Below are 25,114 nucleotides of genomic sequence, written 5' to 3'. Positions count from 1 at the left end.
AACCTCGCCTCGATGCATCGATGGATCGATATGACGGGTGAACGGCCAGCTGAGAGGGACAGTAGCCTCGGGAAACCGGGTTGACAATAGTCACACGCAGGAGAATCGGCCGGGCGTACCATGCCCAGTCATGGCACCCGTTTCGCCCACTGTCGCGCGCTGGGAACTGGTGTTGCGCCTGCGGGAATTACGGGAACAGCGCGGCTTCGACTCCGCGACCTTCGCCAAACGTGTCGGCTTCACCGCCGCGAACTGGTCGCACGTGGAGAAGGGCCGCCGCGTCCTCACCGCCAACACCATCGGTCCCGTCCTCGAACTGCTCGAAGTGGACGCCGAGGAACGCACCGAACTGCTGGCGCTGCTGGAAGCCAGCAAGCAGCGCGGCTGGTGGACCAAGTCCTCGGCGCTGATCGGCCCGGAACTGCAACGGCTCTACGGTATGGAGTTCGGCGCGCAGAGCATCCGCAGTTACGACAGTCTCATCGTGCCCGGCCTGCTGCAGACCGAGGATTACGCGCGCGCGTTGATCAGCGCCGACGTCATGATCCGGCCGGTGCAGGTGGAACAGCTGGTGAGTATCCGAATGCGGCGGCAGGAACGGCTTTTCGGGCCGAGCCCGGTGGAGTTGACGGCGGTGATCGGGGAGGCCGCGCTGCGCCAGCAGACCGGCGGGCCGCAGGTGCTGCGCGGGCAGTTGAGTCACCTGTCCGATCTGCTGGAGAAGCACGACAACATCGAGGTGCGGGTCATCCCGTTCACCGCGACCGCCGGCGCGATTCTCGGCGGCTCCAGTTTCCACCTGATCGACTTCGCCGGCGATCAGCTGCCGACCTTCGGGTGGGCGGAGAGCTCGGTGTTCGGCGGGGCTGTCGAGGATCCGGACCTGGTGCGCGATCTCGGTTTCGCATACGTGCGCGCGCTCGACCAATCTCTTTCTCGTGACGGGTCATTGGCGCTGCTCAGAGCCTATGACAAAGTGTAAAATCCAGCGCATGGCCACCACCGCGAGTCCGCTGCCGGAGCACACCGGCTGGTTCACATCGTCTCGTTCCAATAACGGCAACCAATGCGTCGAGGTCCGATTCGATGGTGATGCGGTGCTCATCCGCGACAGCAAATACCGCCGCAACCCGGCCAACCGCCTTGCCGACGAGCCCATCATCACGGTTACCGCGAGTCAATGGAATTCGTTCCTGAAGCTCCTCGACAGCGGACGAGCACATGATCAGTTGCTCGTGCGCACCTCCGCCGACGGCAGCGCGACGTTGCGCCACCGCGACATCACCCTCAGCTACACCCCGGAGGAATGGACCGCCTTCCTGGCGGGCGTCCGCGACGGGGAATTCGACCGGGTCCCGCAGGCCCGCTAGAGCCGTTATCCAGGCCGCGGTTCGTGGCCGGGGTGCGCTGGCCTGCCGTGCTGGTCGCGGACGGCTGTTGTCTGGTTGCTTGCTGCCCGGGTGCTTTCCGCTCCACCGCGCACTCCGGACCGACGGCATACTGGAGACCGTGACTTCCGAACTGACGAGCCCTTCCGGTATCGATCTGTCCCACCTGAATGCGGCCGTGCGGGTGCAGGACGACCTGTTCGCGCATGTCAACGGCAAATGGCTGGACACCTATGAGATTCCCGCCGACCGGTCGGTCGACGGCGCGTTCCGCGCGCTCTACGACCAGGCCGAGCTGGACGTGCAAGCAATCATCCAGAATGCCGCCGCCGAACAGGCCGAGGCGGGGACCGACGCGCGCAAAATCGGCGATCTGTACACCAGCTTCATGGACACCGAGACCGTCACCGCGGCCGGACTGGCCCCGATCGCCGACGAACTCGCCGCCGTGCGAGCCGTGAGCGATCGCTCCGATTTCGCGGCGCTGCTCGGCCGGTTGCAGCGCACCGGTGTCGGTGGCGCGGTCTCGTTCTACGTCGACACCGACGACAAGAACTCCACCCGTTACCTGGCCCACACCACGCAGGCGGGCATCGGCCTGCCGGACGAGTCGTACTACCGGCAGGACGAATTCGCCGAGATCCGGGCCAAATACCTCGCGCACATCGGCCGGATGTTCGCGCTCGCGGCCGCCGATCCCCGCATCGCGGCGCTGCTGCCCTCGGATCTGGACGGGATCGGCGAGCGGGTCTTCGAGTTGGAGAAGAAGCTCGCCGCCGGGCACTGGGACGTGGTGAAGCGGCGCGACGCCGAATTGAGCTACAACCTCACCACCTTCGCCGAACTCACCGCGACCAACCCGGAATTCGACTGGGCCGCGTGGACTTCCGCGCTCGCCGAAGGCGTGGACAAGTCCGGCCCCGAACTGTTCGCCGAGGTCGTGGTGCGGCAGCCGGAGTTCCTGCGTACCTTCGCCCAGACCTGGGATTCGGAATCGCTGGACGACTGGAAGGCGTGGACGGCGTGGCGGATCATCCGTTCCCGCGCCGCCTACCTCACCGACGAACTGGTCGAGGAAAGCTTCGACTTCAACGGGCGCACGTTGAGCGGTCAGCCGGAGAACCGGGAGCGCTGGAAGCGCGGAGTGTCCCTGGTCGAGGCGCTGCTGGGCGAAGCGGTCGGCAAACTGTATGTGGCGCGGCACTTCCCGCCCGAGGCCAAGGCGCGCATGGTCGAGCTGGTGGCCAACCTGCAGGAGGCATACCGGCGCAATATCTCCCAGCTCGACTGGATGAGCCCGGAGACCAGGCAGGCCGCGCTGGCCAAGCTGGAGAAGTTCACGCCCAAGATCGGCTACCCGGACAACTGGCGCGACTACTCCGCCGTCGAGATCGATCCGGCCGATCTGGTCGGCAACTACCGGCGCGGCTACGCCGCCGATCACGACCGCGACCTGAACAAACTCGGTGGTCCGGTCGACCGCACCGAATGGTTCATGACACCGCAGACGGTGAACGCCTACTACAACCCGGGCATGAACGAAATCGTCTTTCCCGCCGCCATTCTGCAGCCGCCGTTCTTCGACATGAACGCCGACGACGCCGCGAACTACGGCGGTATCGGCGCGGTCATCGGCCACGAGATCGGGCACGGATTCGACGACCAGGGCGCGAAATACGACGGCGACGGCAATATGGTCGACTGGTGGACCGACAACGACCGGGCCGAATTCGGTAAGCGCACCAAGGCTTTGATCGAGCAGTACAACGCCTTGTCGCCGCAGGAGCTCTCCGACGACCACAAGGTCAACGGCGCGTTCACCGTGGGTGAGAACATCGGCGACCTGGGCGGCCTCTCGATCGCGCTGGAGGCGTACCGCATCTCCCTGGACGGCAAGGAAGCCTCGGTGCTGGACGGCCTCACCGGTCTGCAGCGCGTCTTCTACGGCTGGGCGCAGGTGTGGCGCACCAAGGCCCGCACCGAGGAGGCCATCCGCCGCCTGTCCATCGATCCGCACTCGCCGCCGGAATTCCGCTGCAACGCCGTTGTCCGCAATGTGGACAGCTTCTATGAGGCCTTCGACGTCGGACCGGGTGACGCGTTGTACATGGAACCCGCTGAGCGCGTACGGATCTGGTAGTAGCCGACGATTACGCGGCGCGCTGCGGCGCTGCGGACCGCAGGGTCGGCCGGGTACCGGAGGACAGCGGAGTCCCGCTCTACCCGGTCGACCTCAGGGAGATGTACATGGCCGTCACGTCGCAAGGTGCAAGAGGTCCGGTCGCGAGCCCTGAAGGTCGCCGCCGAAAACGCCGGGTGATCCCATCATGCCTCGAACCGATCGGTATGCGCAGGTCAGAACCCAGAAAGTTACCTGAAACCGGTTGACTCCCAGCATGATTGCTCGGCACGATTGCTGCCATGGAACCAGTGACGGTGATCGTCGCCGCGATCGCTGCCGGGGCGGGGGCGGGCGTCACGCAGACTGTCTCGCAGGCAGTCACCGACGCCTACACAGCGCTGAAGAATCTGCTGACCGGTCGCTACCGGGAGGTGGACGTGGCGCCGCTCGAGCGCAAGCCCGATTCGGCGGCCAAGCGAGAATCACTGGCCGAGGATTTGTCCGCGGCCGGCGCCGATGCGGACCCGCAGTTGCTCGCCGCGGCGCGCGCGGTGATCACCGCGGTCCGCGAGCACGCGCCCGGCACCGGTCCGGCGATCGGCGTCGACCTCCAGCGGGTCGAGGCGGCGGCGCTGCGGATCGGCTCGGTCGAGTCCAGCGGGACCGGGGTCCGGGCCGTGGACGCGAAGTTCCACGGCGACATCGAGATCCAGCGAGTGCGCGCGGGACAGCAGGACTCGGACCCCACCCAGGCGCGTCAGTAGCACCCGGAACTGTCGCGCCGGAACGCGGGCCGTCGGTCCACTTCACCGGGGTTCGTGCCGGCTCGAACATCGGCGTCGACCAGCGCACGGTGTACGAATTCCGCGCCGATCGAGATCAGATCTTTCTGCAAACGATCGCGCAGCGCAGCGCCGACGAACCGTTGATGGTGTCGGTGGAACCGCTGTTCGGGCGGTTGCCCGCGGTGATCCGAGGGCGCGGCGCGTTGGTCGAATCCCTTGTCGGCGGCTTGATTTTCGGCAAGTACCACCGGCCGGTCCGGGTGCTGCACGGCCCCGGCGGATGCGGAAAGAGCACTGTCGCCTTGGAAGTCGCGCGCCGCGCGCACGAACTCGGCGTCCGCACGTGGCGGGTCGACGCCTCGACGCCGTCGCAATTGAGTCTCGGCATGCGGCAGGTGGCGATCAGTCTGGGAGTGGATGCCGCTCAGGTGCAGGCCGCCTGGTCGGGTCTGTCGTCCGCACCGGATCTGGTGTGGCGCTGGCTGAATGGATCACCGGTACCGTGGCTGCTGATCCTGGATCAGGCCGACCGGCCGGAACTACTCAGCGCCCAGCACGCCACGGTCGCCGACGGCACCGGATGGCTGCGCGCGCCCGCCGCGCCACACGGCGCGGTCATCGTCACCAGCCGCGACGGATCGCCCCGAACCTGGGGGCCGTGGGCAGTACGCTTGGCCATGGACGTTCTCGATCCCGCCGAAGCCGCCCGCGTCCTCCTCGATCTCGCCGGGCCGGAAGCCGGCACGCCGGAGGAGGCCGAACAGCTGGCCGCCCGCCTCGGCTATCTGCCGCTCGCCCTGACCCTGGTCGGAAACGATCTCAAGGCAACGCTTTCCGGCCCGTCGTGGACCGGTGACGAATCCCTTCGCTCCTTCGCCGCCTACCGCCGGGCGTTGATCGATCGCGTCGACCTGCCGCGGTCCGCCAGCGCGGGACAGAAACTGCTGGCGACGATTTCGGAGGTGGTCTCCACCTCGCTGCACCAAATCGACCGGCACGGCGGCACTTTGGCCACACCGCTGCTGTGGCTGCTCGCCTGCTTCAACGAAGCGGTCGTCCCGGTGGAGGTGCTGCATCCGCGGAAGCTGGCGGAAACCGGGCCGTTCCACGGCGCGGACGGCAACGCGGTCCGCGAGGGACTGCTCGCACTGGCCGATCGCCATTTGATCGATCTGCGGCGGCTGGAGCAACCGGAGGAACGGACCTCGGTCTTCCTGGTCGATCTGCATCCGCTGATCCGGGAGGTCGGGCTGGACCAATTGCGTACCGCGGGACTGCTTCCCACGTATCTCGAGGTGCTGGTCGAGGTCATGGAATACGCCGTGACCGAGGTCGACGAGCAGGGCGAGGACGGAAGCCGCTTCGACCCCTTCGCGCATTTCACCTTCATCCGCTGGAAACGCATGGTGGCACACGGCACCGCGGCCGTGCGGCTGTGCCCCGCGGCGGGCGCGGATCCGGGCACGGTGGCGCGGGCGGCCCGGCTGGCGATCTTCAGTGCGCGCCATCTCAACGCCGCCGGCGCCTACGCGCAGGCGGTCGCCGTGCTGGAGGCGACGCGTCGAATCGCGGAAAGCACACTGGGGCCGGAACATCCGCGCACCATCGATGCCCGGCACCAGCTCGGGTGGTCATTGCGCCAGCAGGGCCGGCTCGACGAGGCCGAAGCCGTCTATCGCGAAGTCCTCGCCGTGCGGCGGCGGGTGCTCGGCCCCGAACACCCCGACACCCTGATGGCACACCACAAACTCGGCAACTGCTGGACCGACGCCCAGCGGTGGGACGAAGCCGAGGCGGCCTACAACGAGGTGTACGCGGCGCGGTGCCGCATCCTCGGACCGGAACATCCCGACACCCTGCGCACCCGGCACGGGCAAGCCTGGCTGCTGGAACAACGCGGTCACCTGCCCGCCGCCGAGCAGGAATACCGGGCGGTGCTGGGAGCGCGCCGCCTGATCGAGGGCACCGAGCACCCGGACACGTTGCGCACCGGTCACAATCTTGCCCGCGTTTTGAAGAGCCGTGGTCGGCTCGACGACGCGGAACGCGAATACCAGCAGGTACTCCGCCTGTACCGCGAGGTGCTCGGCCCCGACAATCCCCGCACCCTCGCGACCGCGGCAGACCTGGCCGGACTCTATGCCGAACAGGGCCGAATCCATGCCGCCATCCGCTTGGGCAACCAGGTCTATCTGGCCCGTCGGCGCGTGCTCGGCGTAGAACACCCGGACACCCTCGCCGCCGAACGCGCGCTGGCGGCCCTGACCACCGTCGACATGCCGCCCACCGTCCCGTTCGCCATCGGCGACCGGCCCACCGACGACGACTGACCGCACCAGCCCCGGGCGACGGCGCTGGGCCGCGCACCCGGCGGTGGCCGTTCGGTATCGTGCGCGGGTCGGCGCATGTGCACAGAGCAGGAGTTTTCGGTGACCGAGGCGGGTAGGGCGACAACCGAACCGGCGGATCAGGCACCAGGATGGCAGTTCTGGATCGACCGCGGCGGAACGTTTACCGATGTGGTGGCGCGGCGGCCCGACGGGCGGCTGGTGACGCATAAGTTGTTGTCGGAGAACCCGGCTCGGTACCCCGATTCCGCGGTAGCCGGAATCCGGGAAATCCTCGAGGCGGAGACGGGGAGCCGGGAGACGACGGGCGATGTCGTCGAAGCGGTGCGGATGGGGACGACGGTCGCGACCAACGCGCTGCTGGAGCGTAAGGGGGAGCGGACGGTTCTGGTGATCACGCGCGGATTCCGGGACGCGTTGCGGATCGCTTACCAGAATCGGCCGGAGATCTTCGCGCGGGCGATCGTGTTGCCGGAGTTGCTGCACGAGCGCGTGATCGAGGTCGACGAGCGGGTCACCGCAGACGGAACGGTGCTGACGGAGCCGGACCTCGAGGCTCTGGCCACCGAGCTGCGCCGGGCCTACGACGACGGGATCCGGGCGGTGGCGGTGGTGTGTATGCACAGCCACCTGTATCCCGCTCATGAGCGGGAGATCGGCCGGGTTGCCGAAAGCTTGGGCTTTCCGCAGATTTCGCTGTCCAGCGAGGTCAGCCCGCTGATGAAGTTGGTACCGCGCGGGGATACCACGGTGGTGGACGCGTATCTGTCACCGGTGCTGCGCCGATATGTGCGCCAGGTCGCGGGCGAGCTGACCGGGGTGCGGTTGATGTTCATGCAGTCCAATGGCGGTCTTACCGAGGCGGGGCAGTTCCGGGGGAAGGACGCGATCCTGTCCGGGCCCGCCGGCGGCATCGTCGGCATGGTGCGAATGTCGCAGCTCGCCGGATTCGATCGGGTGATCGGGTTCGATATGGGTGGCACCTCCACCGACGTCTCGCATTTCGCGGGGGAGTACGAGCGGGTGTTCACCACCCAGATCGCCGGCGTGCGGTTGCGCGCGCCGATGCTCGACATCCACACCGTCGCCGCGGGCGGCGGGTCGATCCTGCATTTCGACGGCAGCCGGTACCGGGTCGGACCGGATTCCGCGGGCGCTCAGCCCGGACCCGCGTGCTATCGCGGCGGCGGCCCGCTGACTGTCACGGACGCCAACGTGATGCTGGGCCGGATCCAATCCGCGTATTTCCCCAGCGTTTTCGGTCCGGACGGGGATCAACCGCTGGACGACGCGCTGGTGCGGGACCGGTTCACCGAGCTGGCCGCGGACATCGGCGAGCGCACCGGCGACGATCGCACTCCCGAGCAGGTCGCGGAGGGATACCTGCAGATCGCGGTCGGCAATATCGCGGCGGCGATCAAACGGATCTCGGTGCAGAAGGGGCACGATGTCACCCGGTACGCGCTGACCACCTTCGGTGGCGCGGGCGGCCAACTCGCCTGTGCCGTAGCCGATTCCCTCGGTATCCGGACCGTGCTGGTCCCGCCCATGGCGGGCGTGCTGTCCGCGCTCGGGATCGGACTGGCGGATGTCACCGCGATGCGCGAGCAGTCCGTCGAACTGCCGTTGGACGCGAAGTCGATGCCGCGCGTCACGGCGATCGCCGACGGGCTCGAGCAGGCCGCCCGCGCCGAACTGCTGGCAGAAGGCGTTCCCGCGCAACGGATTCAGGTCGCGCACCGCGCGCAGCTGCGCTACGACGGCACCGATACCGCCATCGCCGTACCGTTCGGCGAACCCGTCGCGATGGCTTCGCAATTCGAGACCAGGCACCGCGAAACCTATTCGTTCACCCTGGACCGGCCGATCGTGGTGGAGGCGATGTCGATCGAGGCGACCGGCATCACCGAGCCGCCCGACCTGTCCGGTCTGGTGCGGCGGGCGGCGCAGACGAGCGCGCCGCGGACGGTCCGACTGCACACCGGTGGCGGGTGGCGAGACGTATCCCGCTACCGGCGAACGGAATTGACGCCCGGAACCGCGGTCACCGGCCCCACGGTGATCACCGAGGACAACTCCACCACCGTGGTCGACGACGGCTGGCAGGCCGCGGTGAACGAGATCGGGCACCTGGTGATGGAGCGGGTGGCCGCGACCACCGGACCGGATGCGGACACCGAGGCCGATCCGGTCCTGCTGGAGGTTTTCAACAACCTGTTCATGTCGATCGCCGAGCAGATGGGCGCGCGCCTGGAGTCCACCGCGCAGTCGGTGAACATCAAAGAGCGCCTGGACTTCTCCTGCGCGCTGTTCGACCCCGAGGGAAATCTGGTCGCGAACGCGCCGCACATCCCGGTCCATCTGGGTTCGATGGGCACCAGCGTCAAAGAGGTCATCCAACGTCGCGCGGGCGCGCGGGCCATGCGCCCGGGGGATACCTACGCGGTCAACGATCCGTACCACGGCGGCACCCATCTGCCCGATGTCACGGTGATCACGCCGGTGTTCGACAGTGCGGGGGAGCGGATCCTCTTCTATGTGGCTTCGCGCGGTCATCACGCCGAGATCGGTGGTATCGCACCGGGTTCCATGCCGGCGAACAGTCGCCGGATCGAAGAGGAAGGCGTGGTCTTCGACAACTGGCTGCTCGTCGAGGACGGGCGGTTCCGGGAGGCGGAGACCCATCGGCTGCTCACCGAGGCCGCGTACCCCTCCCGCAATCCGGCCACCAACCTCGCCGACCTGCGCGCGCAGATCGCCGCCAACGCCAAAGGCGTCGAAGAGGTCGGCAAGATGATCGAGCACTTCGGGCTCGAGGTCGTCCAGGCCTACATGCGGCACGTGCAGGACAACGCCGAGGAGGCGGTGCGGCGGGTGATCGACACGCTGGAGGACGGCGCGTACACCTACCGGACCGATCTCGGCGCGACCATCGCGGTGCGGGTTCGGGTGGACCGCGAGAACCGCGGCGCCACCGTCGATTTCACCGGCACGTCCGCCCAGCTGACCGGGAACTTCAACGCACCGTACGCGGTGGTCAACGCGGCGGTCCTCTACGTCTTCCGGACCCTCGTCGCGGACGACATCCCGCTCAACGACGGCTGCCTGCGTCCGCTGCGGATCATCGTGCCGTCCGGCTCCATGCTCGCGCCCGAACCGCCCGCCGCGGTCGTCGCGGGCAATGTCGAGACCTCCCAGGCGATCACCGGTGCGCTGTACGCGGCGCTCGACGTGCAGGCCGAGGGCGCGGGCACCATGAACAACGTCACCTTCGGCAACGCGACCAGTCAGTACTACGAGACCATCGGTTCCGGTTCGGGGGCCGGTGACGGCTTCGACGGCGCGTCGGTCGTCCAGACGCACATGACCAACTCCCGGCTCACCGACCCCGAAGTGCTGGAGTGGCGGCTCCCGGTGCTGCTCGAGGAGTTCTCCGTGCGGACGGGCAGCGGCGGCGCGGGGCGCTGGCGCGGCGGCGACGGCGGGGTGCGGCGAATCCGGTTCACCGAGGCGGTCACCGTCTCCACGCTGTCCAGCCACCGGCGGGTCCCGCCGTACGGGATGGCCGGCGGGTCGCCGGGAGCGCTGGGCGTCAACCGGGTGGAGCGAGCGGACGGCACCGTCGAGCAGCTGGACGGGGCCGACTCCGCGGATCTGGAGCCGGGCGACGTCCTGGTGATCGAGACCCCGGGCGGCGGCGGGTACGGGACACCGTCGTGAAAACCCGGGTGTACCAATCGGTTTCACGTGGAACCCGGACCCGTGCCGCAACCGGTCGGCAACCCCTCCTTGGGCGGCGGACCTGCGGAAACGCCGGTAATGTCCGATGGGCATGGGCGGGGCGCGGACCCCGCCGGTACGCTCGGAGCAATCATGGCCACGTATTTCGATCCGAAGTCATGGTCGCCACTACGGGCCGTCGAAGCCGGTAAACGCCTGTTCGACCAGTCGTGGATAGACCAGTGGATTTCGGTCACCACGTCCTGGGTCGACCCGGTGGCCGACCTGGGCGCGGGCACCGTCACCGCGCTCGTCCCCGACGTCCTGATGACCATGCTCAGCGAAGGCATCCTGAGCCGCTTCGGCGGCCAGGAGATCAGCGCCACCCTGCTCGGCCACGATCTGCACGCCACTCTCCAGGTGCTCAAGGTCCGGCGTCGAGGCGCGCATTTCCAGACCAAAACCGTGCTGTCCCGGGTGCTCTGGGACAAGCACTCGATCGAATCCGTCACGCTGATCGCACACGGCGTGCGACTGATCCCCGGCGTGCCGACCAGGGTTCGCGCCCAGCACTTCGACCTGGACGGCACCGTCACCACCGCGGCGCTGATCGGCTGGCTCAACGAGCGCGAGTTCGACTGGGAACTGAGCGTGCACGACAGCGGCCTGATCCAGGCCAGGCACCGCAGACACAAGCTCACCGCACTGGTCGACGCCGCCGTCGAGAACAACCTGCTGACCGTACGGATCGAGAAGGCCACCTGGTGGGGCCTGCGGCTACCGCGCAACCTGATCACCGCACCGGCGGTGGTGATGGACGGCCTGCCCAATCACGCCCGCATCGTGCACGCCACCCGCGACGGCGACCTGGTCCGGTTCCGCGTCGACCTACCGGCGATGACGGGTTCGTTCGACCTCGCGCAAATCCGTTCGGCCATTGTCGCGGGCACCACGCTGATCATCTTCTGACCGGGTCGAATCCCGGTTCAGCTCTGCGTCTTCCACCATTCCAGCAGCGCGGCCTCGGCCTCGTCCCGGCTCATCGGGCCGCGATCCAGACGCAGTTCCTTCAGGTACGACCACGCCTTACCCACCTGCGGACCCGGGCGCAGGCCGAGCAACTCCATGATCGCGTTGCCGTCCAGGTCGGGCCGGACCTTCGCCAGATCCTCCTCCTGCTGCAGCCGTTCGATCCGCGCTTCCAGCTCGTCGTAGGTAGCGCGCAGCGCCGCGGCCCGCCGCTTGTTCCGCGTGGTGCAGTCGGCACGCACCAGTTTGTGCAGCCGCGGCAGCAACTCGTCGGCATCGGTGACATACCGGCGCACCGCCGAATCCGTCCACTGTCCCTTGCCGTAACCGTGGAACCGCAGGTGCAGGAACACCAGCCGGGCCACGTCCTCGGTGAACTGCTTCGGATACTTCAACGCCCGCAACCGCTTACGCACCATCTTCGCCCCGACCACCTCGTGGTGATGGAAGCTCACCCCGCCGCCGGGCTCGTTGCGCTTGGTGTCGGGCTTGCCGATGTCGTGCAGCAGCGCCGCCCAGCGCAGCACCAGATCCGGATCGCCCTCTTCCAGGTCGATCGCCTGCTGCAGCACCGTCAGCGAATGCCAGTACACGTCCTTGTGCTGGTGGTGCTCGTCGATTTCCAGCTTCATGGCCGGCACCTCGGGCAGCACTCGCTGCGCCAGCCCGGTCTCACACATGATGTTGATGCCGTCGATCGGATGCGCGCCGCCGATCAACTTGTCCAGCTCCGTGCGCACCCGCTCCGCGGTGATCCGGTCGATCTGCTCGGCCATCGCGGTGATCGCCGTGTACACCCGCGGATGCAGTTCGAACCCGAGCTGCGATACGAACCGCGCCCCGCGCAGCATCCGCAACGGATCGTCGTTGAACGAATCCTCGGGCGCGGCAGGCGTATCCAGCATTCCGGCCAGCAGCGCGTCCATGCCGCCGAGCGGATCGACGAAATCCAGCGTCCCGTCCGCGCCGACCCGCACCGCCATCGCGTTCACGGTGAAATCACGCCGCACCAGATCGGCCTCGAGCGTGTCACCGAAGGTCACCTCGGGATTCCGCGAAACACGGTCGTAGCTGTCGCTGCGGAAGGTGGTGATCTCCAATTGCTGCCCGGCCTTGGACGCGCTGACCGTCCCGAACGCCAGCCCGCCGGTGTCCCACAGATGATCGGCCCACCCGCGCATCAGCTCCTGCACCACATCGGGCCGGGCGTCGGTGGTGAAATCCAGATCGGTCCCGAGTCGTCCGAGCACCGCGTCGCGCACACTTCCGCCGACCAGATAGAGCTCGTGACCACGGGCCGCGAACAACTCACCGAGCGGGGTCAGCACATCCGACAACCCGCCGAGTGTGACCGCGGCCGCAGCCAGCAGTCGGGTACGTCGATCTACTGCTGCATCCTCGGACTTGGGCGAAACCACGAAACGGCAGCTTACCGACCATCCGCACCAGCTCCTAAGCGCGAGGATCGCCGCCGCGAACTCAGGCTTTCCGGACCCACCGTCTAAGCTTGCTGAGTGTCTTCGGCCGATCGTGCGAACAGTCGACGCCGCCAGCCTCGGCGCCGCGGTTCGGCCGCCAACGCTGCGCCGAAGCCGCGCATGCGCACCGTGCGGGAAACCTCCGCCGGTGGTCTGGTGGTCGACGGGCTCGACGGTCCGGGCGAAAAGCGCTGTGCCGCACTGATCGGGCGCACCGATCGGCGCGGTCGTTTGCTGTGGTCGCTGCCCAAGGGCCATATCGAAGAGGGCGAAACACCCGAGCAGACCGCGATTCGCGAGGTGGCGGAGGAGACCGGAATCAATGGTGTCGTGGTCGCCGAACTCGGCAGCATCGATTACTGGTTCGTGACCGAGGGGCGCCGGGTACACAAGACCGTGCATCATTATCTCCTGCGATCGGTCGGCGGTGAGCTGTCCGACGCCGATGTGGAAGTCACCCAGGTCGCCTGGGTTCCGTTGAGCGAGCTGGGTTCCCGGCTGGCCTACGCGGACGAACGGCGTCTGGCCGAGGTGGCGAACAAGCTGATCGACCGGATGGAGACCGGCAAGCGATGACCAAGGATTGTCTGCGTCACGCAGCGATTCCGTGGGAGGTGGTGGCCGGGCCGCGGGGGCGCCTGTGCCGGATCATCGTGGCGGTCCTGACCCTGATCGGTTCGACACTCGCGGTTCCGGTGCTGGCCGTCGCGCAACCGAGTGGATCGACCAACCCCGCCACGCCGAAATTCCTGAAGCTGTCGCTGGATTCGGTGACGCCGTCCACGGTCACCACGTCCAGCGATCCGCGCCTGACGGTGTCGGGCACGGTCACCAATATCGGCGACCGGGTGGTCGACGACATCAGCGTCCGCATTCAACGCGCCGCGCCGGTCACCACACCCAGCGATCTGCGGTACGCGTTGCGGCTGGACCAGATCAACTACGAGGTGACCGGTCCGTTCGAGGATGTGGCCGAACGGCTCAGTCCCGGTCAGCGCAAACAGTTCACGTTGAGCATCGACCTGCGCGGCAGCGGGGAGGCCTCGCTCGGGCTGACGCAGGCCGGTGTGTATCCGCTGCTGCTGAATGTCAACGGGGAGCCCGCCTACGGCAGCCAGGCGCGGCTGGACGATGCGCGCTTCCTGCTGCCGGTGCTCGGCCTGCCGCCGGCCGACGGCGAACCCGCCATCCCGGCCCCGCCCGACGTGCCGGTGGCCACCACCCTGATCTGGCCCTTGGCCGACCGCCCGCGCCTGGTCGCGGGCATCCCCGGCGCGATGGACAACCAGCCGGAACTGACCGACGACGAGCTGGCCGCGTCACTCGCCAAGGGCGGTCGGCTGGAGCAGTTGCTGGCCGCGCTGGAAACCGCCATCGGCAACAGCGGCCGCAACAACCCGGCCTCCGCGATCTGTGTCGCGATAGACCCCGATCTCCTGCTCACCGCACGGGCGATGACCGGGGGCTACCGGGTGCTGGCAAGTCCGTCGGACCCGGACGGCCCGACCCGCGCGGGTGGCGGCGCCGAGGCGGCGCAGGCCTGGCTGGACCGTTTGCGCACGGTCGCGGCTTCGTCCTGCACGGTGGCGCTACCGTTCGCACAGGTCGACGTCTCGGCGCTGGCGGCGGTGAACGACCCCGACCTGTCCGCGCGCGCACTGAACGCACCCGCCGACATCATCGACACCCTGCTCACCACCAAGTCCGTGCGCGGCGTGAGCCTGCCCGATTCCGGCAGCATCGACTCCGGCGCGGGAATGCTGCTGCGCAGCCACGGTTTCGGGACCGCGGTACTCGCCGATACCGCGGCGGTCCCGGTCGGCACCGCGGGCGCCGATGATCTTCCGCAGAGCGCCGCCACCGCGGAGTCCGCGCTGCCGGAGCCCTCGGTGCCCGATATCGTCCGCGTGCCCGGCATCACGATCCCGGACACCGAGCAGGCGCCGACCGACTCCACGACGGCCGCGACTCCATCCAGCACGCCGGCGTCCACCTCCCCGGCGCCCACCACGACCACACCCACCCCGACCACTCCGGCGGCACCGCCCGCCGACCCCGCGCTGCACGTCGCGACGTTCGACATCTGGTCGGCGACGGCCCTCGCCGCGGTCGGCTCCAATCCGCCGACCCCGTCCTACACGCCGAGCCGGGTCCGCTACGACGTCACCAACGATTCCCGGACCGCCCGGTTGCAGGACGCGCTCGGCGCCATCTCCTGGACCGCGCTGAATCCGCTGGAAGGCCGCCCGCGTTCGCAGTTGCTCATGCCCCCACAGCAGTGGGGCGCCAACAAGGACGAGGCCTCGGCACTGCTCAAACAGCTGGATCTGCTGATGCGCAGCAATCTCGCTACCCCGCGCCCGTTCACCGAACTGCTCGCCGAACAGCCGGACCCGCAGCCGTACGAACTGGACTATCTCGGGCAGGCCGCGCGCGACGCGGTGCCGAGTCGTTTCATCCTTCCGGTCCGGGACCAGGCCGCCCGGGTCACCGACCTGCTGGACGCGCTGGTCGAGGTGCCCGAATCCGAGCCGACACCGACCGCGTTCCTCACCCCGCTGCGCGAGGACCTGATCCGGACGCTCACCCTGTCGGATCGCCGCACCGGAAACTCCGATCAGCCGGACACCTTCGCGCAGCGCCGCCAGGATCAGACGACCCGGGAGCTGGACAGTCTCTACAACTCGGTGACAGTGCTGCCGCCGGGCGGCGTCTACACCCTCGCCTCCGAACAGAGCCCGCTGCTGCTGGTGGCGCGCAACAACCTGCCGGTCACGATCCGCATCCGGTTCCGGATCGAAGCCCCCGCCGAGACGAATATCACCGACATCGGCGAACAGCAGTTGCCGCCCAACGGAACCCGCTCGTTCCAGGTACCGACCGAGATCGACGACAGCCGTAACCTGGTCGTTCCCATCTCCATTACCACACCGGACGGGGTCTCCCTGGGTCATCCGACCTCGGTTTCCGTGCGCTCGAACGCTTACGGTCAGGCGTTGGCGATAATTACCGGATGCGCTGGATTGCTGTTGTTCCTCTTGGCCGGACGCCGGTTGTGGCACCGGTTCCGGGGTCAACCGGATCCGGCCGACGAAGGGTTCGATCCGGGTACCCGGCGCCGCGTCAACCGCTACCTGCGGGCACGGAAACGGGTACTGCGTGAAGAGAGTTGAGCCGCTCCTTCCCGCAGGTGTGCACAATGGGGGAGAGCTCGATGGGTGACGGTGTTTTGGTGATGTGTGGCGAAACGCCGGGCCTCGAGCAAGCCGGATGCGCAGATCCGGCGCGGTACAGGAGGCATGATGAGCGACGATGATTTGTCCGCTCATCCTTCTCGACCGGAGGAAAGACCTGACGGGCCGCCCGCCCGCCGGGCTCCTGCGGCACCCTGGGAACGGCGACTACCGCCGTCCGAGCCGCGAGAAGAGCCGGGCATGACCCATCGCGATCCGTACGGCAACCCGCCGCGCCCGCCGCAGGTCAGCCGGCCCGGCGGTCCGCCGCCGCAACCGGGCAGACCGGTGCCGCCGCCACCCGGCCGTCCGGGACCGGATCCGCGTCAGCCCGCGCCCCGGCCGCATCCGGGTCAGCAGTCCTACCCGCCGCCCGCACCGCGCGATCGGCAACAGCCGCCGCCCGGACGGCCCAGACCACCGATGCCGCCCGGTCGTCCCCAGCCACCGCCCGGTCAGCCGCGTCCCGAGCAGCCCACCCGGCGGCTCGCCGCGCCACCGAACTATCCGCCGCCACAACCCAACCCGGCGCCCGCGCGTCCGGCCCCGCAGCAGCGGCGGCCCGGACCTCCGGTGCGGGAACGGCGTCCGCGCACGCAGGAATGGCCGGTCGCCACCAAAGAGCCGGAGCCCAAGGAGAGCGCCGGCGGGCGGCTGCTGCGCAACTCCGGTTCGATGGCGGTCGCGACGCTGATCAGCCGCATCACCGGCTTCGGCAAGGTGCTCATGCTCGCGGCCGTGCTCGGCCCGGAGATCGCCTCGGCGTTCACCTCCGCGAGCCTGATCCCGAACATGATCGCCGAGTTGGTGCTCGGCGCGGTGCTGGGCGCGATCGTCGTCCCGACGCTGGTGCGCGCCGAACAAGAGGACCCCGACCGCGGCGCGGCCTTCACCAGACGGCTGATCACCGCCGCCTTCGCGGTCCTGTTGACCGCCACGGTGCTGACCACGGCGCTCGCTCCGATCCTCGCGACCCACGTCTTCGTCGACTCCGACGGCAAGGTCAACACCGCGCTCACCACCGCGCTGACCTTCCTGCTGCTGCCCGCGATCCTGTTCTACGGCATGTCCGCGCTGCTCACCGCGATCCTCAACACCCGGGAGAACTTCAAACCCGGCGCCTGGGCCCCGGTACTGAACAACGTGGTGGTGCTCGCGGTGCTCGCGCTCTACGCGCTGACGCCGGGCGAGATCACGCTGAACCCGGTCCAGATGACCGATCCGAAGCTGCTGGTCCTCGGCGTCGGCGTCACCCTCGGCGTGGTCGTGCAGGCGATGAGCCTGCTGCCCGCGATCCGCCGCGAGGGCATCGATCTGCGCCCGCTGTGGGGCCTGGACGATCGGCTCCGCCAGTTCGGCACCATGGGCGCGGCGATCATCCTGTACGTGGCGATCAGCCAGGTCGGCATGATCTTCGCCAACCATGTGTCCTCGGAGGCCGACGCGGCCGGTCCGGCCATCTACTCCTACACCTGGCTGTTGCTGCAACTGCCCTACGGCGTCCTGGTGGTCACGCTGCTGACCGCGATCATGCCGCGCTTGAGCCGCAATGCCGCCGCCGACGACACCCCCGCAGTGGTCGACGATCTGTCGGTCGCCACCCGGCTGAGCATGATCGCGCTGCTGCCGGTGGTCACCTTCTTCACCCTGGCGGGCCCGCAGATCGGTGAGGCGCTGTTCGGGTACGCGCGCTTCTCCGGGGACGCGGCTCGGCTCGGCACGGCGCTGGCCTGGTCGGCGTTCACGTTGATCCCGTACTCGCTGGTGCTGATTCACCTGCGCGTGTTCTACGCCCGGCATCAGGCCTGGACCCCGACTTGGATCATCCTCGGCATCACCGGCGTGAAAATCGCGCTCTCGGCCCTGGCGCCGATGATCGCGCGTACACCCGACCAGGTCGTGATCGTGCTCGGCGCGGTGAACGGCGTCAGCTTCGCGGTCGGCGCCGGTATCGGCGGCTACCTGCTGCATCGCAGTCTCGGCGATCTGCGGATGGCCAATGTCGGCCGCACCATCACCCGGGTCGTGCTGGCCTCGATCGCGGGCGGCGCGGTGATGCTCATCGTCGACACCGTGCTCGGGCTGGATCGGCTCTCCGCTTCCTTCGGCGGGCCCGGCTCGCTGATCCGGGTGGCGATCGACGGGATCGTGCTGCTCGCCGTGGCGTTCGGCCTGATGCGACTCGCCGGTGTTCCTGAAATCGTTGCAATTACGGTCGCGGTGTCGCGGCGGCTCGGAATCACGCCGCCCGCGCCGGATCTGGATCTGGACGCCACGGTCGAGGACGAGTACGCCACGCAGGTGTTCCGCAGGCCGGACCCGTACGGCTACTCCGGATTCGACCCGTACATGGACGCACAAACCATGGTGCTGCCCGTCATTCGAGACGTGGCTGTTGACCGCACCGGCAGGGGTGAGTTCCCGTACCCTGTTCGGCAGAGAAGCACAAGTGGCGAATTCGCCGGCACCTCGATAAATCAGGGCGAAGGAGGACCGAGGGTGAGCGACGACGCGGCGGTGGGCGGCGTCCCGTCCGCCGATCCATCTGCGACCACAGCCGGCGGTTTGGAGACCGACATCGAACATCCCACTCCGGATTCCGCGCCTGGGCGGCGCGACAGCGACGGCCCCGCGCCTCGCGATCCGATGTATGACACCGGGATGATCCCGATCCCGCCGTTGCAGGCGCCGCCGGTCGATCCGGGCGCCCGCCGGGGCCCACGCGGTCCCAAGCTGATGGCCGGCGCGTCGGTGGCCGGTGGCCGTTACCGGCTGCTCGCGCCGCATGGTGGCGCGCGCGGTCTGCGGTTCTGGCAGGCGCTGGACATCAAGCTCGACCGTGAGGTCGCGCTGACCTTCGTCGACGCCGATCAGAAGGCCGCCGAGAACTCCGGCCACGACGGTCCGCAGGCCATCCTGTCCCGCACGCTGCGCCTGGGCCGGATCAACTCGCCCGGTCTGGCTCGCGTGCTCGATGTGGTGCGCGGCAGCTCCGGCGGCATCGTGGTCGCGGAGTGGACGCCGGGCCGTTCATTGCGCGAGATGGCCGAAACCGTGCCGTCCCCGATCGGCGCGGCCCGCGCCATCCGCGCCCTCGCCTCGGCCGCCGAACTGGCGCACCGCGGTGGTGGCTCGCTGTCCATCGATCATCCGGATCGGGTGCGGATCAGCGCCACCGGCGACGCCGTGCTCGCGTTCCCGGGCACACTCTCCGATTCGGACGCGCAGTCCGACGTGCGCGGTCTCGGCGCCATGCTCTACGCGCTGATCACCGCGCGCTGGCCGATCCGCACCGGCGGCATGTCCGGCGCGGCCGCCACCGTCGGCGGTCTGCACCTGGCCGATTTCGGCCCGGACGGCACCCCGGTGGAGCCGCGGCAGATCCGGCCCGAAGTGCCCTTCGAGATCTCCGCGGTCGCCGTGCGCTCGCTGGAATCGAACAAGGGCGTGCGCACCGCCGCCACCGTCCAGCACGTGCTGGAGCAGGCGTCGGTGGTCGATCAGAAGACCGATTTCATCCCCGTGCTCAGATTGGGCCAGCGCCAGCACGCGCAGACCGCGGCCGCCGTCGACGAGTCGCTGGCCGATCCGGAACTGCTCGCCCAGGAGCGGGAGCGCTCCCAGCGGATGGTGTGGATCATGGTCGGCCTGGGCATCCTGGCCGCGCTGGTGGTCGGCGTCATCATCTGGTGGATGGTCAGTTTCTTCGCCCCGACGGCCTCCGATCAGCCGCTCGACGAGCAGCGCAATATCGGCCTGACCACCGAGGTGTCCCCGTCCTCGGCCGCGGGTAGCCCCACGGCGCCGAGCGCCGCCGCACCCGCCGGGGTGCCCGTGCCGGTGACCAAGGTCGAGGTGTTCTCCCCGGAGGGCACCCCGGACAACGCCGGCACGGTGAGCGGGGTGCTGGACAGCAATGCCGGCACCGTGTGGAAGACGGATCAGTATTTCCAGCAGTTCCCCGCCCTGAAGAAGGGCATCGGGCTGCTGGCCACGCTCCCGAGCCCGGCGAAGCTGACCAATGTGTCGATCGATTCGCCGAGCCCGGGCACGTCGGTGGAGATCCGGACCTCGCCCACCGATTCACCGACCTTGGATCAGACCCAGCTGATCGGCTCGGCCCGACTAGGGGAGGGCGTCACCGAGATCTCGGTGCGCGCCGATCAGCCCGCCCGCTTCGTACTCGTCTGGATCACCGGACTCGGCAATTCCGGTGGTCAGTTCCAAACCGCGATCGCCGATCTTCGCTTCGACGCTGCCCGGTAAGCACCGAAGCCCGCACGTGTCCATTCCGTGCCACCCGCGCACGTGTCCATTCCGTGCCCGGTTCCCGAGCCTGCCAATGCTGTAGTGCGCCAACTCGTCCCAAGTGCTCGACGCGACGGATCCCCCGGTTATGATCTCTCTGCGCTCTCTGGTGGGAGCTTTTCCCGGGAGTGTCTCGATCCTGGATGCCGCGGGAAATAGATGGCGACAGCCGGCCCGGCTGTCGCTGGTGAGCGCCGTCGGAGGGGTTTGGCTTTTGTCCGAAATGAACGGGGGTTCCCACGGGAGTCCCTCAGGGCCGGTGACGTTCCGCACTCGGCCGTTCGCCCCGGACGAACTCTCCGATATCGAGTTACTCCGTGCTCATGCCCGCGGCGAACGCCATGCTTTCGGCGAGCTCGTGCGCCGGCACAACGATCACCTGTGGCAGACCGCCATCCGCACCTCCTACACCCGCGAGGACGCCGCCGACTCACTCCAGGACGCGCTGCTGGCCGCGCATCGCACCGCCGGCTCGTTCCGCGGCGAGTCCGAGGTCCGCAGCTGGCTGCACCGTATCGTGGTCAACGCCTGCCTGGATCGGATCCGGCGCAACAAGACCCGGCGCGCGCTGTCACTGAGTCCGGAGAATGTGCCGGAACCGGTCGACGACCGGGACGCCTTCGCCGAGAAGGAGGTCTCGATGGTCGTCGAACGCGCCCTGTTCGCCCTGCCGCCCGACCAGCGCACCGCATTGGTCGCGGTGGAGATGGAGGGGTATAGCGTGTCCGACGCGGCGGCATTACTGGGCGTGCCGGAAGGAACGATCAAGAGCCGCTGTGCCCGCGGTCGGCAACGTTTGCAAGAACGCCTGGAATTTCTGCGAGATCCACGGAACCGGAAGTAGCCGGGCTGCGTCATTAATAGTGACGAACTACTCGGCGATGTAATTGACGGCAGTATTACGAGACCACTGGAGGTGCGATGGCGACACGGTCCGATCCGCAGCCTCCATTCTCGCCGGAGCTGCTCGCCGACCTGCACGCGGACAATCTTCCGCCGGAAGACAGCGCGAAGCTGTGGCCCGTGGTCGACCAGGACCCGGAAGCCCGCCGTTACCTGAATTCGCTCGACGAGGTGAATGCCGCGCTCCGCGCCCTCGCCGGCAGCGACCGCGCCCCCGAACCCATGCCCGCCGAGGTAGCGGCCCGGCTGGCGTCGTTCGTCGACGAGCTCGAGGACAGCGCCGAAATCACCGGCCCGGCGGGCAGCGTTCACCGGCTGCCCGCCACCGCCCGGCCGGAATCCGGCACTGCCGCCGAATCCGGCGCTGCCCCAGAGCATTACATCGCCGAGCCGGAAGGCCCCGACGCACCGATCTCGCTGGACGAACGCCGTGGCAGGCGCCTGCGGTGGCTGGCGGCGGCGGCCGCGGCCGTCGTTCTGCTCGCCGGTGCGGGTTTCACCGTCCAACTGCTGCGCAATGCCTCGAATACCCCCGGCGTACCGATCGCTCAGCCCCCTACGCCGACATCGGCGTCCGTCGACAACGATGTGTTCCCCGCCTCCGTCGCCCTGGCCTCCCTCGGCCGCTTCGATGTCACCGGCGCCCTCGCCGATCGCGACACCCTGTCCTCCTGCGTCGCCGCGGCAGGCTTCGGCCAGCGCAAGATCCTCGGCTCGACGGACATGCAGTACAAGGGCGCGGCGGCGGTGCTCATCCTGCTCAGCGGCCCGGACGGACGCAAGATCACCGCGCTGGTCGTCGGGACCGGTTGCACCGCGGCCGATGCCCAGATGAGAAATGTCACCGACATCGGTTAGGGCCGCGGGACGGGTAAATTCCCCCGGGAACAACGGACATTAGGCTGTTGTTGACCGAACCGTCCCACGTTTTTTCTTCTCGGAAGGGCCCCATGACTACGCCAGTTCGCGACCTGATCATCGTCGGCTCCGGACCGGCCGGTTACACGGCCGCCGTGTACGCGGCCCGCGCCGAACTCCAGCCGTTGCTCTTCGAGGGCACCCAGTTCGGTGGCGCCCTGATGACCACCACCGAGGTGGAAAACTTCCCCGGCTTCCGCGAGGGCATCATGGGCCCCGACCTGATGGACGAAATGCGTGAGCAGGCAAAGCGTTTCGGTGCCGAGATCCGCACCGAGGATGTAGACGCGATCGACGTGTCCGGCCCGGTCAAGACCGTCACGGTGGGCGGCGAGACCTATTCGGCCTACGCCATCATCCTCGCCATGGGTTCGGCGGCCCGCTACCTCGGCGTCCCGGGGGAGCAGGATCTGCTCGGCCGCGGCGTCAGCGCCTGTGCCACCTGTGACGGCTTCTTCTTCCGCGGCCAGAACATCGTGGTGGTCGGCGGCGGCGACTCGGCGATGGAGGAGGCGACCTTCCTCACCAAGTTCGCCGACAAGGTCACCATCGTGCACCGCCGTGAGGAGTTCCGGGCCTCGCGCATCATGCTGGAGCGGGCCAAGGCGAACGAGAAGATCGAGTTCCGGCTCAACGCCGAGGTCGTCCAGGTCAATGGCACCGACAAGGTGTCCTCCCTCACCATTCGCGACACCAAGAACGGGGAGATCTCCGAGCTGGACGCGACCGGCCTGTTCGTGGCGATCGGCCACGATCCGCGCAGCGAGCTGGTCAAGGGCCAGGTCGAGTTGGACGCCGAGGGCTACGTGCAGGTGCAGCATCCCGGCACCGCCACCGCCGTGCCCGGTGTGTTCGCCGCGGGCGACTTGGTCGACCACACCTACCGCCAGGCCATCACCGCCGCGGGCACCGGCTGCCGCGCCGCGATCGACGCCGAGCGCTGGCTGGCCGAGCAGGGCGACATCACCACCAACACGCTGGACCACGCGGGGCAACCCGTCGCGGCGAACTGACGGTACTCACCCATACCGTTCGCATTTCCCGATTCAAGGAGATACCCATGTCCGCAAACACGGTCACCGTCACCGACAAGGATTTCGCCGATACGGTGCTGCTCAGCGAGAAGCCCGTGCTGGTCGACTTCTGGGCCACCTGGTGCGGCCCCTGCAAGATGGTCGCCCCGGTGCTCGAGGAGATCGCCGGCGCGCACTCGGACAAGCTGACCATCGCCAAGGTGGATGTGGACGCCAATCCCGAGACCGCCAAGGAATACAAGATCCTGTCGATCCCGACCATGGTGCTGTTCGAGAAGGGCAAGCCGGTCAAGCAGATCGTCGGCGCCAAGGGCAAGGCCGCGCTGCTGCGCGAGCTCGACGGCATTATCTGAAATCCCCTAACGAACCCCGCAGTCCGCTGCGGGGTTCGATCGGGTAATCTCCCCGTTTAATCCCCCAGGGCCCGGTGCTGTAATTCACGGTGTCATTAGGACATCGTGGCCCCACGACGCGCCGTAGGATGCCCTGGACCCCGCGAATTGCTGAATTGCGGGTCAGGTCTGAGACAATCGACGCGAGCACAGCTCCGGTCGTGCGAAGGGTGTAGACCCTCGCATGAGTGGGTACCCGGGTTGACGGAAGGAAAGGGCTCTCACGCATGCACCGACTTCGTCACGGCGATACCGGTCCAGCCGTCGCAGAGGTTCGGAGCACCCTGGCAAGCCTCGGGTTCCTACACGCGCACACCGCAGGCACCGATCCCGCCGATGCGCGCGAGTACTGGAAAGACACCGAAGCCTCCTTCGACCACCAAGTCGATTCCGCCGTCCGCGCGTTCCAGCAGCACCGCGGCCTGCTCGTCGACGGTGTGGTCGGGCCGGCGACCTATCGCGCGCTCAAGGAAGCCTCTTATCGCCTGGGCGCCCGAACCCTCATCTACCAACTGTCCGCACCGCTGTACGGCGACGATGTCGCCACCCTGCAGCGCCGCCTGCAGGATCTCGGCTTCTACGTGCACCGTGTCGACGGCTACTTCGGCCCGCACACGCACGAGGGGCTGACAGCGTTCCAGCGTGAGATCGGGTTGTCCGCCGACGGCATCTGCGGTCCGGAGACCCTGCGTTCGCTCGAACTGCTGGGCGCCCGCGTCACCGGCGGCAACCCGCACCGGATCGCCGAGGAAGAGGTCGTGCACCGGGCCGGTCCCCAGCTGACGGGCAAACGGATCGTCATCGATCCGGGTCTCGGAGGACCCGACAAGGGTCATCCCGTACCCACCGAGTACGGCGATGTGTACGAGTCGGAGATTCTCTGGGACCTGGCGAGCCGGCTCGAGGGCCGGATGGCCGCCACCGGCATGGAGACGTTCCTGTCCCGGCCCTGGGGCGCCAACCCCAGCGATGCCGATCGTGCCGACACCTCCAACGCCTTCGACGCCGATCTGATGATCTCGCTGCGCTGCGCGACCAACCCGAGCCCCTCCGCCAACGGTGTGGCCGGCTTCTACTTCGGCAACTCGCACGGCTCGGTCTCCATGATCGGTCAGGTGCTCGCCGGATTCATCCAGCGTGAAGTGGTGGCCCGGACCTCGTTGCAGGACTGCCGGACCCACGCCCGCACCTGGGATCTGCTGCGGCTCACCAAGATGCCGACGGTGCAGATCGATATCGGTTATCTGACCAACGATTACGACGCCTCGGTGCTCAGTAACCCGCGCATGCGTGACGTCATCGCCGAGGCCATCCTCATCTCGGTGAAGCGGCTGTATCTGCTCGGCCAGGACGATCAGCCCACGGGTACCTACACCTTCGCCGAGTTGCTGGCCGAGGAGCTGGCGGCCGCGGAACGCGCCTGACGAAGCGCCACCGACGACACTGCCCCTGCCGG

General features: G+C 68.2%; 16 protein-coding genes. 15 read left to right on the top strand and 1 reads right to left on the bottom strand.

The annotated features are described in order from the left end of the window. The first annotated feature begins 130 nt into the window (after nucleotides 1-130). From BJ987_RS05810 to BJ987_RS05780, 7 genes are all read left to right on the top strand, one after another. Entirely contained in the window at nucleotides 131-982 is an 852-nt protein-coding gene (locus BJ987_RS05810; RefSeq protein WP_209885368.1) for a Scr1 family TA system antitoxin-like transcriptional regulator, read from the top strand. Nucleotides 983-992: 10 nt separating this feature from the next. Continuing rightward, entirely contained in the window at nucleotides 993-1,370 is a 378-nt protein-coding gene (locus tag BJ987_RS05805) for a DUF397 domain-containing protein (RefSeq protein ID WP_209885366.1), read from the top strand. A gap of 139 nt (nucleotides 1,371-1,509) precedes the next feature. Beyond that, entirely contained in the window at nucleotides 1,510-3,528 is a 2,019-nt protein-coding gene (locus BJ987_RS05800; RefSeq protein ID WP_307869506.1) for a M13 family metallopeptidase, read from the top strand. A gap of 281 nt (nucleotides 3,529-3,809) precedes the next feature. After that, on the top strand, nucleotides 3,810-4,274 hold the full coding sequence (locus BJ987_RS05795) for a Het-E N-terminal domain-containing protein (RefSeq protein ID WP_209885364.1): 465 nt from the start codon (nucleotides 3,810-3,812) through the stop codon (nucleotides 4,272-4,274). An 89-nt stretch (nucleotides 4,275-4,363) separates the two neighbouring features. Then, nucleotides 4,364-6,625 (top strand): tetratricopeptide repeat protein, encoded by a 2,262-nt coding sequence (locus BJ987_RS37970; RefSeq protein ID WP_209885362.1) that lies wholly within the window; start codon nucleotides 4,364-4,366, stop codon nucleotides 6,623-6,625. A 99-nt stretch (nucleotides 6,626-6,724) separates the two neighbouring features. Next, entirely contained in the window at nucleotides 6,725-10,363 is a 3,639-nt protein-coding gene (locus tag BJ987_RS05785) for a hydantoinase B/oxoprolinase family protein (RefSeq protein WP_307869505.1), read from the top strand. Nucleotides 10,364-10,516: 153 nt separating this feature from the next. After that, nucleotides 10,517-11,332: a hypothetical protein gene (locus tag BJ987_RS05780; RefSeq protein WP_209885359.1), complete on the top strand. Its 816-nt coding sequence runs from the start codon at nucleotides 10,517-10,519 to the stop codon at nucleotides 11,330-11,332. A 17-nt stretch (nucleotides 11,333-11,349) separates the two neighbouring features. Here BJ987_RS05780 and BJ987_RS05775 read toward each other — a convergent pair whose 3' ends face one another. Further along, the gene (locus BJ987_RS05775; protein WP_307869503.1) at nucleotides 11,350-12,810 is read right to left on the bottom strand and encodes a CCA tRNA nucleotidyltransferase; all 1,461 of its coding nucleotides are present in this window, start codon (nucleotides 12,808-12,810) and stop codon (nucleotides 11,350-11,352) included. Nucleotides 12,811-12,906: 96 nt separating this feature from the next. On the opposite strand from BJ987_RS05775, the gene BJ987_RS05770 reads away from it, so the two are divergent. From BJ987_RS05770 to BJ987_RS05735, 8 genes are all read left to right on the top strand, one after another. Next, on the top strand, nucleotides 12,907-13,446 hold the full coding sequence (locus BJ987_RS05770) for an NUDIX hydrolase (protein ID WP_209885357.1): 540 nt from the start codon (nucleotides 12,907-12,909) through the stop codon (nucleotides 13,444-13,446). Continuing rightward, complete coding sequence (locus tag BJ987_RS05765; protein WP_209885355.1) at nucleotides 13,443-16,043, top strand: DUF6049 family protein; 2,601 nt, start codon at nucleotides 13,443-13,445, stop codon at nucleotides 16,041-16,043. Before BJ987_RS05770 ends, BJ987_RS05765 begins: the two co-directional genes overlap by 4 nt. A 483-nt stretch (nucleotides 16,044-16,526) precedes the next feature. After that, entirely contained in the window at nucleotides 16,527-20,369 is a 3,843-nt protein-coding gene (locus tag BJ987_RS05760) for a murein biosynthesis integral membrane protein MurJ (protein ID WP_372446927.1), read from the top strand. 265 nt (nucleotides 20,370-20,634) lie between these two features. Next, a complete protein-coding gene (gene sigM / locus BJ987_RS05755) occupies nucleotides 20,635-21,255 on the top strand; it encodes an RNA polymerase sigma factor SigM (protein ID WP_209885353.1) in 621 nt (206 codons plus the stop codon). A 77-nt stretch (nucleotides 21,256-21,332) separates the two neighbouring features. After that, nucleotides 21,333-22,172 (top strand): RsmA family anti-sigma factor, encoded by an 840-nt coding sequence (locus BJ987_RS05750; protein ID WP_209885351.1) that lies wholly within the window; start codon nucleotides 21,333-21,335, stop codon nucleotides 22,170-22,172. A 92-nt stretch (nucleotides 22,173-22,264) separates the two neighbouring features. Then, nucleotides 22,265-23,245, top strand: coding sequence for a thioredoxin-disulfide reductase (gene trxB / locus BJ987_RS05745; RefSeq protein ID WP_209885349.1), 981 nt, complete (start codon nucleotides 22,265-22,267; stop codon nucleotides 23,243-23,245). Between the two features lie 47 nt (nucleotides 23,246-23,292). Next, nucleotides 23,293-23,619, top strand: a complete 327-nt coding sequence (trxA, locus tag BJ987_RS05740) for a thioredoxin (protein WP_209885347.1) — start codon at nucleotides 23,293-23,295, stop codon at nucleotides 23,617-23,619. A 266-nt stretch (nucleotides 23,620-23,885) separates the two neighbouring features. Continuing rightward, nucleotides 23,886-25,082, top strand: a complete 1,197-nt coding sequence (locus BJ987_RS05735) for an N-acetylmuramoyl-L-alanine amidase (protein WP_209885345.1) — start codon at nucleotides 23,886-23,888, stop codon at nucleotides 25,080-25,082. Nucleotides 25,083-25,114 lie beyond the last annotated feature (32 nt).

Source organism: Nocardia goodfellowii (assembly GCF_017875645.1).
Lineage (GTDB): Bacteria > Actinomycetota > Actinomycetes > Mycobacteriales > Mycobacteriaceae > Nocardia > Nocardia goodfellowii.
The sequence above is the reverse complement of the archived record's forward strand: the minus strand, read 5'-3'. Positions and strand labels throughout refer to the sequence as shown.